Below are 13162 nucleotides of genomic sequence, written 5' to 3'. Positions count from 1 at the left end.
CGTACCGAGGAGGTCTTCCGATGCGCAGCGTGACCTGTTCGATGAGCGTCTCGCTCGACGGCTACATCGTCGGGCCGGACGGCGACTTCGACTGGACGGCGCCCGGCGACGACGTCTTCCGCTTCTGGATCGACGAGATCCGGCAGGTCGACGTCCACCTGCTGGGACGACGGCTGTACGAGACGATGCTGTACTGGGAGACCGCCGACCAGGACCCGTCGTCCGACGACTCCGCGCTCGAATGGGCCGCGCTCTGGAATCCGCTCCCCAAGGTGGTGTTCTCCACCACGCTGGCGCAGGTACGGGGGCAGGCCCGGCTGGCCTCCGGGAGCCTGGCGGAGGAGATCGAGCGGCTGCGGGCCGAACCCGGCGAGGGCGAGATCGCGATCGGCGGCGCGACACTCGCCGCCGAGGCGGCCGCGTCGGGCCTGATCGACGAGTACCGGATCATGGTCTACCCGGTGCTGGTCGGCGGGGGCATCCCGTTCTTCCCCCGGGACGAGCGCCGGGTGGACCTCGAACTCGTCGAGACCCGCACCTTCAACTCACGAGTCGTCCACCTGCGCTACCGCGTGACGGGGCGGACGGCGTCCTGACAACACGGCCTGGGGCCGCTGGAACCCCATGGTGCCCAGTAACGCCGGGACGGCCGTTCAGCGCGGCTGGACACAGCAGGCCCCCCTTCACTCCTGTCGGCGCCCCACGGCCAGCAGGTGCGAACTCGCCGCCGGCAACTCCGGATACGGCTCGGCCATACGGGCAGCGGTGAGGACCGACTCGAACAGGCTCGACTCACGGAACGACTGGCCGGTGTTCCGCTCCGCCGCCGCCAGCAGGGACCAGGCGGGTCCCTCGATCCCGAAGACGTCCGCGCCGACGAAGCCCGCCGCCACCACCTCGTCGCGCAACTGCTTCCTATCGGCCGCCTCGTCACGTGGTTGAGCCTGCTGCTCAAACCCCGAGGCACTCACCGCCGCACCGGCCCGCACCCGGCGGCGCACACCGCACCGAACCACCCGGCCGCCGACGGCATGACACCTCTTCCCCTTCACCGCAGCCCCTACGGCCTCCCCTCCGTCCTCGACGGAGTCGAGACCGTGGCCGTACGCCCGTACGTCCTCGTGGACGCGCCGTACGAGCTGGAGGTGGCGGCATGACCCAGCCGCCCGAGCCCCGCCTGCTCCCCTGGTCCGGCCCCGAGGGCAAGCCCTGTTACCTGATCACCGACAACGACGGCGGCCCGGTCTCACGGCTGGCCGACACCACGGAGTCGACCCAGCTCGGGATGGGCCTCGAACTCCTGGCCCACGCCCACTGTCTCCTCCCCGACGCGCCGCACGGTGAGTTTCGCTACCTCGCCGAGCGACTGGCGGAGTGTCTCGCCGACGTTCTGCGGGTGGCCGAGAGCCGCGGCGACGGCTGGAAGCCTTCGGCTCGGCGAACTGAGAGGCAGACGAACAGTCGACGGCCCCGGCTCCTCCTGCGGGGCCGTCCTGACCCCGGGCGTCTGTGAGCGAAGCGAGGCCACGCCCGCTGCCTCTAGGGTGTCCACCCCGAAGGTTCACCGATCGGCTCGGAGATGACATGGCGCCGCAGATGAGGTTGGCCGCGATAACCCTCGACTGTCCCGACCCGCCGGCTCTGGCGGCGTTCTATCAGCAGGCCACCGGTCTCGAGCCGCACCCGGAGTCGGATGCCGGCTTCGCGGGGCTCAACCGCGAGGACGGCCTCTTCATCGGATTCCAGCGGGTCGACGACTACCGGGCTCCGGTCTGGCCCGGGCAGGACGTCCCCCAGCAGCTGCACCTCTGCTTCTACGTCGCGGACCTGGACGAGGCCGAGGCCCGGCTGCTGGAGCTGGGCGCGGGGAAGCCGGATCACCAGCCTCACGAGGCTGCCAGGGCGCGGGTACTCACCGATCCGGCCGGTCATCCCTTCTGCATCTGCCGAGGCTGATCAGCGACCCTCCTCGGTCGGCCGGGCCGGTGGGGCCGACCGAGGCTCTCGGGGCTCGCTCTCAGATGAGCGCGGTAAGTACATCAGCCCGACTTCGTTCACACTTTCTGCGAGCTGCCCCGGCGGAGGGACTGCCGCCACCCGCCCGTCGCCCCGTCACTCCCCCTCCAACGCCTCCGCCAGCACCTCCGCCAGGTGCCGCCCCCGCACCCCGCCCAACTGCTCCAGCTGCGTCCGGCAGGAGAAGCCGTCCGCCAGGACCACCGCCCCGTCCGGGGCCTCGCGCACCGCCGGGAGCAGCTGGTCCTCCGCGCAGGCGGCCGACACCTCGTAGTGGCCCTTCTCGAAGCCGAAGTTGCCCGCGAGGCCGCAGCAGCCGCCGCTCAGCTCGCCGGTCAGGCCGGCCGCCTCGCGCAGGCGGCGGTCGGCCGCGTCGCCCAGGACCGCGTGCTGGTGGCAGTGGGTCTGGCCGGTGGCAGGGCGGTCCACGGTGGGCGGGGTCCAGTCCGGGGCGTGGCGCTCCAGGGCCTCCGCGAAGGTCAGCACACGGGCCGCCAGCCGAGCCGCCCGCGGGTCGTCGTGCAGCAGCTCGGGCAGGTCGGTGCGCAGGGCGGCCGCGCAGCTCGGTTCCAGGACGACGACCGGCGCGGACGTCTCCAGCACCGGGGCCATCAGGTCCAGGGTGCGGCGCATCACCGCTCGGGCGCGGTCCAGTTGGCCCGTGGAGACGTACGTCAGTCCGCAGCAGACCCGGCCCCGGCGGGCGGTCAGGAGGGAGGCCGCCGACCTCGACGTACCGTCGCCGATCACGGCGCGTCCCCGCAGCGTCGGCGGCAGCGCCACCCGCAGCCCCGCCGCCTCCAGCACCCGTACGGCCGCCCGGCCCACGGAGGGGGAGAGGTGCTCCGTGAACGTGTCGGGCCACAGGACCACCAGCTCGCCGGTGCCGGCGGCGACGGGCCGCCGCCCGCGCCACCACCTGCTGAACGTCTCCCCCGCCAGCCTCGGCACCTCCCGCTCGCCCGCGATCCCGCCCAGCCGTTTCGCCACCGCGGCCAGCGGTCCCACGCCCGCCAGCGCGTTGACGACCGGCGCCGCACGCGCCCGCGCCGCCCAGCGCAGCCACACCGGCAGCCACCCCATCGCGTAGTGGGCGGCGGGGCGGCGGCGGCCGGCGTAGTGGTGGTGCAGGAACTCCGCCTTGTACGTGGCCATGTCGACCTCGACCGGGCAGTCGGAGCGGCAGCCCTTGCAGGACAGGCACAGGTCGAGGGCGTCCCGGACCTCCGTGGAGCGCCAGCCGTCGGTCACCAGCTCGCCGGCGAGCATCTCGTGCAGCAGGCGGGCACGTCCGCGCGTGGAGTGCGCCTCGTCCCCCGTCGCCCGGAACGACGGGCACATCACCCCGGAGCCGGCCACCGACGTCGTACGGCACTTGGCGACGCCGACACAGCGCCGTACCGCCGCCGAGAAGTCGCCCCCGTCCAACGGGTAGCCGAAGACCACGTCCACCGGCTCACGCGGCAGGACGGAGAAGCGGAGGTTCGCGTCGAGCGGGGCCGGGCGCACCAGCATGCCCGGGTTGAGGAGGTCGTCCGGGTCCCAGACGGCCTTCGCGCGCTCGAAGAGGGCGACGGTCTCCTGCCCGTACATCCTCGGCAGCAGTTCCGCCCGCGCCTGCCCGTCCCCGTGCTCCCCGGACAGCGAGCCGCCGTGCGCCACGACGAGGTCGGCCAGCTCCTCGGAGAAGCGGCGGAAGCGGGCGACCCCGGCGTCCGTCAGCAGGTCGAAGTCGATGCGTACGTGGATGCAGCCGTCACCGAAGTGCCCGTACGGCGTGCCGCGCAGGTGGTGGGTGGTCAGCAGGCCCCGGAAGTCCCGGAGGTAGGCCCCGAGGCGGGCCGGCGGCACCGCGCAGTCCTCCCAGCCGGGCCACGCCTCCGAACCGTCCGGCATCCGCGTCGCCGTGCCGCTCGCGTCCTCCCGGACCCGCCACAGCGCCCGCTGCCCGGCCGGGTCGGTCACCACCAGCGCGTCCACCACGTCGGCCGCCCGCACGACCGCCTCCGCACGCGCGCGTGCCTGTGGCGCCGACTCGCCGCCCGTCTCCACGAACAGCCACGCCCCGCCCCGGGGGAGCAGGGCCGCGGCCGAATCCGGCACCAGGTCCGCCGCCATGCCCTCCACCGTCAGCGGGCCCAGCGGCAGCAGCCCGGCCGCCGCCTCGGCCGCCCCTGCCTCGTCGGCGTACCCGAGCACCGCCAGCGCACGCGCGCGCGGTGCCTCGACCAGCCGGACCACCGCCTCGGTCAGCACGCCCAGCGTGCCCTCCGAACCGCAGAAGGAGCGGGCCACGTCCGCGCCCCGCTCCGGCAGCAGCGCGTCCAGCGCGTAGCCGGAGATACGGCGGGGAAGGTCGGGAAAGCCGGTGCGCAGGCGGGCCAGGTCGCCGTCGGCCAGCTCACGCAGGCCCTCCGGCGCCCCGGCCCACTCCTGCCCGAGCCGCAGCCGCCGTCCGCGCGCGGTGAGCACCGTCAGCTCGCGCACGCTGTCCGCCGTCGTGCCCCACGCCACCGAGTGGGAGCCGCACGAGTTGTTGCCGATCATTCCGCCGAGCGTGCACCGGCTGTGGGTGGAGGGGTCGGGGCCGAAGCGCAGGCCGTGCGGGTCGGCGGCCTCCTGGAGGCGGTCGAGGACCAGGCCGGGCTGGACGACCGCCGTGCGGGCGTCCGGGTCGAGGGAGACCAGCCGGTTCATGTGCCGGGTGAAGTCCAGGACGACACCCGTGCCGGTCGCCTGCCCCGCGATCGACGTACCCCCGCCCCGCGCCACGACCGGCACCGCGTGCGTCCGGCACACCTCCAGTACGGCCGCCACGTCGTCGGCGTCCCTCGGCGCCACCACGCCGAGCGGCACCCGCCGGTAGTTGGACGCGTCCATGGTCGTCAGGGCCCGGGAGGTGACGTCGAATCCGACCTCGCCCCGGACGGCCCCGCGCAGTGCTGCCTCCAGATCGGTCATGCGTCCAGGATGGGGGCTTGTAGCTCAGTACAGGTCCGCGAGGCGGAGATCTCGTCTCATCGGACGGACATCTCCCCGTCCGGTTTCGCCGAGGGGATACGCTCCCGCTCGTGGCTGAGATCCAGATTCCTGCTGACATCAAGCCCGCGGACGGTCGATTCGGCGCGGGCCCCTCCAAGGTGCGGGTGGAGGCGCTGGACGCCCTGGCCGCCACCGGTACGTCCCTCCTCGGCACCTCCCACCGACAGGCCCCGGTCAAGAACCTGGTCGGCAAGGTCCGTGAGGGCATCCGTGAGCTGTTCCGGCTCCCCGACGGTTACGAGGTGATCCTCGGCAACGGCGGCTCCACCGCGTTCTGGGACGTCGCGACCCACGGCCTGATCGAGAACAAGTCGCAGCACCTGAGCTTCGGCGAGTTCTCCTCCAAGTTCGCCAAGGCCGCGAAGCTCGCCCCCTGGCTGGCCGAGCCCACGGTCGTCTCCTGTGACCCGGGCACGCACCCCGAGGCGCGGGCCGAGGCCGGCGTGGACGTGTACGCGTTCACCCACAACGAGACCTCGACCGGTGTCGCCATGCCCATCAAGCGGGTCGCCGGCGCCGACGAGGGCTCCCTCGTCCTCGTCGACGCGACCTCCGGGGCCGGTGGTCTGCCGGTCGACATCGCCGAGACCGACGTCTACTACTTCGCCCCGCAGAAGTCCTTCGCCTCCGACGGCGGCCTGTGGATCGGCGTCTTCTCCCCGGCCGCGATCGAGCGCGCCGAGCGGGTCCACGCGAGCGGCCGGCACGTCCCGGAGTTCTTCTCGCTGCCGACCGCGATCGACAACTCCCGCAAGAACCAGACGTACAACACCCCGGCGCTCGCCACCCTGTTCCTCCTGGGCGAGCAGCTGGACTGGATGAACGGCCAGGGCGGTCTGGACTTCACCACCGGCCGCACCAAGGACTCCTCGACCCGCCTGTACTCGTGGGCCGAGGGAGCCAAGTACGCCGACCCGTTCGTCTCGGACCCGGCCAAGCGCTCGCAGGTCATCGGCACCATCGACTTCTCCGACGACATCGACGCCGCCGCCGTCGCCAAGGTGCTGCGCGCCAACGGCATCGTCGACACCGAGCCGTACCGCAAGCTCGGCCGCAACCAGCTGCGCGTCGCGATGTTCCCGGCGATCGACCCGGCGGACGTCGAGGCACTGACCAAGTGCGTCGACTACGTCATCGAGAAGCTGTAGCCGCTCCTTCCCGTACGACGACGGAGGGCGCCCGGCGGATCATCCGCCGGGCGCCCTTCGCGCATCCGTACCCCCAGCACGTCGAGACCGGCGCAGTCGATGACCCGCTCTCGGACACCGTCGGGAATCTCGACGGCCCGCTTCAGCAAATCATGCAGGGGGGCGAGCCAGGCCGTGTCGATGTTCGACTCCTTGCCGAGCTCTTCGTCGTTGGCGGCTCCCGCAAGGAACACGTTCACAGAAGAAGCGGGCTTACTGTAATCGCCGCTGTCGATCTCCTGAGCAAGGGCCGGCAGGACGGAATTGATCATCTCGAACCACTTGATGGTGAAGCGCACCAACGTGCTCGCGTCCAGCCCGCGTGCCCGGACAGCAGCGGCGCCCTGGAAGAACCCGACGAGCGCCGGCAGCAGGGTGCCACCGACCGCCATCTCGTAGAGCGCGGCGAGATCCGTCTCGTCGCCGAGACGGACGGTGTCGCCGCCCAGCACCCTCAGGGTCGTCGCTCGGTGAAGGGCCGCTCCGTTTTGGAGAGTTGAGGCGATCGGTGCCCGGCATCAGCGAAAGGATGCTGATCCTTCAGCTGCGGGAGTTGGAAGCCAGTGGCCTGGTGCATCGCGAGGTCTTTCACCAGGTACCGCCAAAGGTGGAGTACTCGCTGACCGAGTTCGGCCACTCCCTCAACGCCGCGCTCGCCCCCCTCGGCGAGTGGGGCGAGGAGCACATGGAACGTATTGAGGCCATTCCCTGAGCCCGTCATGGGTGCCCTCCACGCGGCATGCCTGGAGAGCGGGGCCTACCGGCTGAGCCGCTGGAAGCGCCGCACCGACAGCGGCAGGAAGATCGCCGTCAGGACCACCGGCCACACGCCCGCCATCAGCAGCGAGTGCTGTTCCACCCACGAGTCGCCGCCGCCCACCGGCGTGCCGAACAGCTCGCGGGCCGCCGCCGCCGTGGACGAGATGGGGTTCCAGGCGGCCACCCAGCCCAGCCAGTCAGGCATGAGCTGCGGGGCTACGAAGATGCTGGAGATCATCGTCAGCGGGAACGCCACCGCGAACAGGCCGCCCGCCGCCTCCGGGTTGGGGACCAGCAGGCCCAGCCACACCCCGATCCAGATCAGCGCGAACCGCAGCCACAGCAGCAGCCCGAACGCGGCCAGGAAGTTCCAGCCCCCGTCCGGCCGCCAGCCCATGGCGAGCGCCGTCAGCACCAGGATCGTGAGCTCGGCGCAGGCGACGACCAGGTCGGTCACACCGCGCCCCGCCACCACCGCGGAGGAGGACATCGGCATGGAGCGGAAGCGGTCGATGACGCCCTTGGTGGAGTCGTGGACGACGAGCGTCGCGGTGTTGATGAAGCCGAACGCCATGGTCATCACGAACATGCCCGGCATCAGGAAGTCCTTGTAGTCCCCGCCGCCCGGCACGGTCATCGCGCTGCCGAAGACATAGCCGTAGAGGAGGACGGACAGGATCGGGAAGCCGAGCTGCCAGGCGATGTTGACCGGCTGGCGCTTGTAGTGGGTCAGGCCGCGGCGGACGATGTTGCCGCAGTCGGCGACCGCCCAGTACAGCCGCCCGCGATCGCCGCCGCTGCCGGGGCCGGTCGTCAGGTCGAGGGCGCTCATGCCGCCACCTCCCGCTTCTCCGCAGTCGTACGGTGTCCGGTCAGGCTCAGGAACACGTCGTCCAGGCTCGGCCTGCGCAGCCCGATGTCCTCCACCCGGACCCCCTCGTCCTGGAGGGTGCGCGCCACCTCGGTCAGCGCGGTCACCCGGTCGGTGACCGGGGCGTGCACCCGCAGCGCCACGTCGTCGGTCTCCGGTTCGCCGTCGCAGACGCGGGCGACCACCTTCACCACCCTCGGTATCTCGGCCCGCTCGGCGACCACGACCTCGACGCGGTCGCCGCCGACCAGGTTCTTCAGCCCGTCCGGGGTGTCGTCGGCGATGGACCGGCCCTGGTCGATGACGGTGATCCGGGAGGCCAGCTTGTCGGCCTCCTCCAGGTACTGCGTGGTCAGCAGCACGGTCGTACCGCTCGCCACCAGCGCGCGGACGGAGTCCCAGACCTCGCCGCGGCTGCGGGGGTCCAGGCCCGTCGTCGGCTCGTCCAGGAACAGCACGGACGGGGCGAGGATCATCGACGCGGCGAGGTCGAGGCGGCGCCGCATGCCGCCGCTGTACTTGCCGACGCCCCGGTCGGCGGCGTCGGTCAGGTCGAACTGCTCCAGCAGCTCGACGGCCCGGGCGCGAGCCCGCCTGCCGCCCAGGTGGAACAGGCGCCCGAACATCTCCAGGTTCTGCCGGCCGGTGAGCACCTCGTCCACGGCCGCGTACTGGCCGGTGAGGCCGATCCGCGCCCGTACCTCGCGCGCCTGCCGGGCGACGTCGAGGCCGGCCACCTCGGCCCGCCCCCCGTCCAGCCTCAGCAGCGTGGACAGGATGCGCACGGCGGTGGTCTTGCCGGCGCCGTTCGGCCCGAGCAGGCCGTGCACGGTGCCCTCGCGGACGGTCAGGTCGAAGCCGTCGAGGGCGTGCTTCTCGCCGTACCGCTTCTCCAGCCCCTCGGCCCGTACCGCGTATGCGTCGCTCATGGGTCCCCCTTCACTCCTTTACTGAGTACACCGTACCCGATTGCGCGTACACCGTACCCAGTTTTTGTGCGCGGACCTAGAATGACCCTCATGGCAAGCGGTACGGAGACCAGCGGCAGCGGTGACATCGGCCGCACCCTCGACCTGTTGTGGGACACCGGCAGGCGGCCCAGCCGGGGGCCCAAACCGGGCCTGACCCTGGAACGGATCGTGGAGGTCGCCGTCGAGGTCGCGGACCGGGACGGGCTCGGCGCGGTCTCGATGCGCCGGATCGCCACCGAGCTGGGCACCGGGACCATGTCCCTGTACCGCTACGTCCCCGGCAAGGGCGAGCTGATCGACCTGATGCTGGACCGCGTGCAGCGCCCGTCCGAGGACCCCGGCGGCTTCGGCGACGGCGACTGGCGTACGGCGCTGGAGGCGCTCGGCCGCGCCACCCTCGCCCTCTACCGCCGCCACACCTGGCTGCTGGAGGTCAACCAGTCCCGCCCGGTCCTCGGCCCGAGCGCCCTGGACGGCATGGAGAAGGTGCTCGCCCGGATCAAGCCGATGGGCCTGACCGACCCCGAGCTGGTGTCGGCGATCGTCATGATCGACGGGTACGTCGTCGGCGCCGCCCGCACGCAGGTGCACGGGGAGGAGGCCGAGCGCAGCTCCGGCCTGACGGACGCGCAGTTCTGGCAGGCCCAGGAGCCGGCGCTGGTGAAAGCCATGACCAGCGGGCGCTACCCCGTCCTGGCCTCCCTCACCGAGGACACCTTCGGCGCGGGCTTCGACCACTTCGAGTTCGGGCTGCAGCGCATCCTGGACGGGCTGGAGGTACTGGTGACCGCGCGCGGCGCGGCCGGCGGGCCGGCGGCGCGCGGCTCGGGGCCGGCGGACGGTCCGGCGGCGGCTGATCGGTCAGCGGCGGCGGAAGAGCCGTCGTAGTCCGAAGAACACGGCGGCGCACGCGACGACCAGGCCGACCGCCCCGACCTTGAGGGTGCCCCCGCCGGTCCCGTCGGCACCTTCGGAGTCCTCACCCGGGGCATGGGAGCCGCCACCTCCCGACTCACCGCCGCTCCCGGGCGCGTCCTCGGCCTTCACGGGGCTGCTCTCGCCCTCCATCCCGAGCAGCAGCTTCTCGCCGTCGGTGGTGTAGGTGGCGGACTCGCCCTGCCCGAGCGGCACGCTGATCCGCCCCTTGCGCTGGATCTTCCCGCCGTTCCAGTCGTACCAGATGCCCCCCATGTAGCCGCGCACGGCGAGCCGCTCGCCGTCCGGGGAGAAGGCGGCGTCGGTGGCCCAGAGTTCGACGGGGGCGGCTCGCCGGAAGACGTTGGTGCCGGAGGCGGACAGCTCCTCGGGCCCCTCGTACAGGTGCCCGCCGTCCTCCTTCTTGTCGATGATGTAGACCCGCCCGGTCTTCGGGTGGACGACCATCGACTCCGCGTCGCGGGCGCCGTCCGCGTACTTCACGACGTACTGCTTCGCCTCGACCGTCTGGTCCTTGAGCTCCTTCGGCTCGGGCAGCTCGTAGATCCACACGTGCGGCCAGGTGCCGCCGAGGTTGTCGCCGATGTCGCCGACGAGGATCCGGTTGCCCGGCCCGACGGAGATCGCCTCGACGTCGCGCGGCGTGCCGACGCCGGAGAGCGCGACGCGGGCGACGGTCTCGCCGGTGGAGCCGTCCACGGCGTAGAGGTAGGGCCCGTTGTCCTGGTCGTTGTGGGTCCAGTAGACGCCGGGGTGCAGGCGGGAGGCGGCGAGGCCGCTGGACTCGGTGATGCGCGGGTCCTTGATCGTGAAACCGTCACTCCCGGCGACCCCGTCGGCGGCGGAGGCGGGCGCGGCGAACGCGCCCACGAGAAGGGCCGAGGCGAGGAGGGCGAAAGAACGGCGCATGCGCCAAGACTGCCATCCCGCACGGGCGTTCACGGTACGGGGCTCCCCAGGTGGCCGGGCTCACATCGCGCCGCCCAGGCCGATCGTCCATGATGAGCGGATGCTCAGGTTCATGTTTGTCGGTGACTCCATGACGATCGGGAGCGCGGGCGAACACACGTGGCGCTACCGGATGTGGCAGCACCTGCGCGACTCCCACGACCGCCCCTTCACGTTCGTCGGCCCCCGCGAGACGCTGCACGACCGGTCGACGGACGCCCCCACCTCGTACGCCTACGCCGACCCCGACTTCCCCCGCGCCCACCTGGCCGGCTGGGGCGAGGGCTGGCACCACATGGCCCCGCTGATCGGCGAGACGGTACGGGACTGCCGCGCGGACGTGCTCCTGGTCTCCCTGGGCCTGATCGACCTCGGCTTCTACACGAACGCCGAGCAGACGGCCGACAACGTCCGGGCCTTCGTCGCCGGGGCACGCTCGGCCGACCCGCGCGTGCGCATGGCCGTGATGCCGGTGATCCCCAACATCCGGGTGGAGGCCGACGCGTCCTTCGCCGAGCAGGTCACCCGCTTCAACGAACTCCTCGTGAAGACCACCGCCGACCTCGACGAACCCCGCTCCTCGCTGCTCCTGGTCCCGCCGCCGGTGTCGTACGACTTCCACACGGACACGTACGACGGCACGCACCCCAACGAGAGCGGCGAGCACAAGATCGCGGAGGCCTTCGCGGAGGCGATGGACGAGGAGTGGGGGCTGGGCGGGCCCTACTCCCCCGCCCGGTAGGCACTCCGGATCGCCCGGACCAGAAGGTCGGTACGGAAACCGCCCTGGCGATTCAGGGTCGAGATCGTCGGGGGCAACGTCCACATGACACCGCAGCGCGACACGCGTTGGGCGATCATCCGCCGGATCGTACGGCCCATCGAGGACCGGTTCGGCATGGACGTACTGGTCCTCTCGGACGTCCGCATCGACTTCCCGGGCCATGAGAACGGCTTCTGCCCGGACGTGGCCGAACTTCGCGACGGAGCGGAGCGGGACGACACGGGCCACTGGCGCCACGAGGACGTCGAGTTCGTCGCCGAGGTCATCCCCCAGGGCACCGCCGCCAACGACTACGGCCCCAAGAAGCTCGCGTACGCCGCCGCCGAGGTCCCCCTCTACCTCGTCGCCGACCCCTACCAGGGCCGCTGCCACATCTTCACGCACCCCAAGGACGGCGACTACACCACCGAGACCCGGGTCGCCTTCGGGCAGGAGCTGGATCTCACGGACACCGTTCTCGGCCTCACCCTCAGGACCGACGCCTTCCCCCGCGACTGACCGCACGGACCGCTTGCCTGGAGTGCACTCCAAGTCGTTGGCTTGGGGACCATGAAGTACACGCAGCTCGGACGCACAGGACTCAAGGTCAGCCGACTCGTCCTCGGGACCATGAACTTCGGCCCGCAGACCGACGAGGCCGACAGCCACGCGATCATGGACGCGGCGCTGGACGCCGGCATCAACTTCTTCGACACCGCCAACGTGTACGGCTGGGGCGAGAACAAGGGCCGTACCGAGGAGATCATCGGCAACTGGTTCGCCAAGGGCGGCGACCGGCGCGACAGGACCGTCCTGGCCACCAAGGTCTACGGCAACATGGGCGCCGACGGCGAGGCGTGGCCCAACCACGACAAGCTCTCCGCCGTGAACATCCGGCGGGCGGTCGACGCCAGCCTGAAGCGGCTCCAGACCGACCACATCGACCTGTACCAGTTCCACCACATCGACCGCGCCACCGGATTCGACGAGATCTGGCAGGCCATCGACGTCCTGGTCCAGCAGGGCAAGATCCTCTACGCCGGGTCCTCGAACTTCCCCGGTTACAAGATCGCCCAGGCCAACGAGACCGCCGCCCGGCGCGGCGGCACCATCGGGCTGGTCAGCGAGCAGTGCCTGTACAACCTGGCCGAGCGCCGCGCCGAGATGGAGGTCATCCCGGCCGCGCGGGACTACGGCCTCGGAGTCATCCCCTGGTCGCCGCTGCACGGCGGGCTGCTCGGCGGGGTCCTGAAGAAGGAGGTGCGGGGCGGACGCCGCGCCTCCGGACGGGCGGCCGACACCCTGGCCGACCCCGCGGGCCGCGCGCAGGTCCAGGCCTACGAGGACCTGCTCGACAAGCACGGCGTCGAGCCCGGCGAGGCCGCTCTGGCCTGGCTGCTGACGCGGCCCGGCGTGACCGGCCCGATCGTCGGTCCGCGCACCGCGGAGCAGCTCGCGTCGGCGCTGCGGGCCGTGGAGCTGGAACTGTCGGACGAGCTGCTGACCGGGCTGGACGAGATCTTCCCGGGGCCGGGCCCCTCGCCGGAGGCGTTCGCCTGGTAACGGCGTGAGAGGGCGGCGGCCGCCTCACGGCTGCTCAGCCGAGCGCCGCCGCCACCGCCACCACGAGCATCATCAGTACGAGCACACCGGCCATGATCCGGTTACG

General features: G+C 71.8%; 13 protein-coding genes and 3 pseudogenes. 10 read left to right on the top strand and 6 right to left on the bottom strand.

The genetic code is table 11. The annotated features are described in order from the left end of the window. Positions 1 to 20 precede the first annotated feature (20 nt). On the top strand, positions 21 to 596 hold the full coding sequence (locus ACH4NX_RS16040; RefSeq protein WP_351389274.1) for a dihydrofolate reductase family protein: 576 nt from the start codon (positions 21 to 23) through the stop codon (positions 594 to 596). 87 nt (positions 597 to 683) lie between these two features. On the opposite strand, the pseudogene ACH4NX_RS16035 reads toward ACH4NX_RS16040, so the two are convergent. After that, positions 684 to 914 (bottom strand): annotated as a pseudogene (locus ACH4NX_RS16035) (SAM-dependent methyltransferase); the annotation flags it as partial. A 24-nt stretch (positions 915 to 938) separates the two neighbouring features. Between ACH4NX_RS16035 and ACH4NX_RS16030 the strand changes: the two are divergent. The 3 genes from ACH4NX_RS16030 (at position 939) to ACH4NX_RS16020 (ending at position 1956) form a co-directional block, all read left to right on the top strand. Then, entirely contained in the window at positions 939 to 1157 is a 219-nt protein-coding gene (locus tag ACH4NX_RS16030; protein WP_351389414.1) for a hypothetical protein, read from the top strand. Next, a complete protein-coding gene (locus ACH4NX_RS16025) occupies positions 1154 to 1513 on the top strand; it encodes a hypothetical protein (protein ID WP_398127551.1) in 360 nt (119 codons plus the stop codon). The genes ACH4NX_RS16030 and ACH4NX_RS16025 overlap by 4 nt, the downstream gene beginning before the upstream one ends. 71 nt (positions 1514 to 1584) lie before the next feature. Beyond that, positions 1585 to 1956 carry a VOC family protein gene (locus tag ACH4NX_RS16020; protein WP_351389279.1) on the top strand — a complete coding sequence of 124 codons (372 nt, stop codon included), beginning with the start codon at positions 1585 to 1587 and terminating at the stop codon, positions 1954 to 1956. 156 nt (positions 1957 to 2112) lie between these two features. Here the strand turns inward: ACH4NX_RS16020 and ACH4NX_RS16015 are convergent, their stop codons facing one another. Continuing rightward, entirely contained in the window at positions 2113 to 4977 is a 2865-nt protein-coding gene (locus ACH4NX_RS16015; protein WP_398127550.1) for an FAD-binding and (Fe-S)-binding domain-containing protein, read from the bottom strand. Positions 4978 to 5087: 110 nt separating this feature from the next. Between ACH4NX_RS16015 and serC the strand changes: the two genes are divergently transcribed. Beyond that, positions 5088 to 6206 carry a phosphoserine transaminase gene (gene serC, locus ACH4NX_RS16010; protein ID WP_398127549.1) on the top strand — a complete coding sequence of 373 codons (1119 nt, stop codon included), beginning with the start codon at positions 5088 to 5090 and terminating at the stop codon, positions 6204 to 6206. On the opposite strand, the pseudogene ACH4NX_RS16005 reads toward serC, so the two are convergent. After that, positions 6185 to 6712 (bottom strand): annotated as a pseudogene (locus ACH4NX_RS16005) (hypothetical protein); the annotation flags it as partial. The gene serC and the pseudogene ACH4NX_RS16005 overlap by 22 nt on opposite strands. Here ACH4NX_RS16005 and ACH4NX_RS16000 point away from each other — a divergent pair. After that, positions 6712 to 6957 (top strand): annotated as a pseudogene (locus ACH4NX_RS16000) (winged helix-turn-helix transcriptional regulator); the annotation flags it as partial. The pseudogenes ACH4NX_RS16005 and ACH4NX_RS16000 overlap by 1 nt on opposite strands. 45 nt (positions 6958 to 7002) lie before the next feature. On the opposite strand, the gene ACH4NX_RS15995 reads toward ACH4NX_RS16000, so the two are convergent. Next, positions 7003 to 7836 (bottom strand): ABC transporter permease, encoded by an 834-nt coding sequence (locus ACH4NX_RS15995; protein ID WP_351389287.1) that lies wholly within the window; start codon positions 7834 to 7836, stop codon positions 7003 to 7005. After that, positions 7833 to 8804 carry an ATP-binding cassette domain-containing protein gene (locus ACH4NX_RS15990; protein WP_398127548.1) on the bottom strand — a complete coding sequence of 324 codons (972 nt, stop codon included), beginning with the start codon at positions 8802 to 8804 and terminating at the stop codon, positions 7833 to 7835. The genes ACH4NX_RS15995 and ACH4NX_RS15990 overlap by 4 nt, the downstream gene beginning before the upstream one ends. A 90-nt stretch (positions 8805 to 8894) precedes the next feature. Here ACH4NX_RS15990 and ACH4NX_RS15985 point away from each other — a divergent pair, with 90 nt between their 5' ends. Continuing rightward, positions 8895 to 9734: a TetR/AcrR family transcriptional regulator gene (locus ACH4NX_RS15985; protein WP_398127547.1), complete on the top strand. Its 840-nt coding sequence runs from the start codon at positions 8895 to 8897 to the stop codon at positions 9732 to 9734. Here the strand turns inward: ACH4NX_RS15985 and ACH4NX_RS15980 are convergent. Further along, positions 9708 to 10691 (bottom strand): WD40 repeat domain-containing protein, encoded by a 984-nt coding sequence (locus ACH4NX_RS15980; RefSeq protein WP_351389295.1) that lies wholly within the window; start codon positions 10689 to 10691, stop codon positions 9708 to 9710. The two genes, ACH4NX_RS15985 and ACH4NX_RS15980, sit on opposite strands and share 27 nt — an antisense overlap. Positions 10692 to 10791: 100 nt before the next feature. On the opposite strand from ACH4NX_RS15980, the gene ACH4NX_RS15975 reads away from it, so the two are divergent. Genes ACH4NX_RS15975 through ACH4NX_RS15965 form a run of 3 tightly spaced genes read left to right on the top strand, consistent with a single transcriptional unit; the run spans position 10792 to position 13056 of the window. Next, a complete protein-coding gene (locus ACH4NX_RS15975; RefSeq protein ID WP_351389298.1) occupies positions 10792 to 11472 on the top strand; it encodes a GDSL-type esterase/lipase family protein in 681 nt (226 codons plus the stop codon). Between the two features lie 9 nt (positions 11473 to 11481). Continuing rightward, the gene (locus ACH4NX_RS15970; RefSeq protein ID WP_398127671.1) at positions 11482 to 12012 is read left to right on the top strand and encodes a Uma2 family endonuclease; all 531 of its coding nucleotides are present in this window, start codon (positions 11482 to 11484) and stop codon (positions 12010 to 12012) included. A gap of 51 nt (positions 12013 to 12063) precedes the next feature. Continuing rightward, on the top strand, positions 12064 to 13056 hold the full coding sequence (locus ACH4NX_RS15965; RefSeq protein ID WP_351389300.1) for an aldo/keto reductase: 993 nt from the start codon (positions 12064 to 12066) through the stop codon (positions 13054 to 13056). Positions 13057 to 13162: the final 106 nt, after the last annotated feature.

Origin of the sequence: Streptomyces sp. NPDC017225, from assembly GCF_044331465.1 — a bacterium.
Taxonomy (GTDB): domain Bacteria; phylum Actinomycetota; class Actinomycetes; order Streptomycetales; family Streptomycetaceae; genus Streptomyces.
This window is presented reverse-complemented; position numbering and strand designations above follow the sequence as displayed.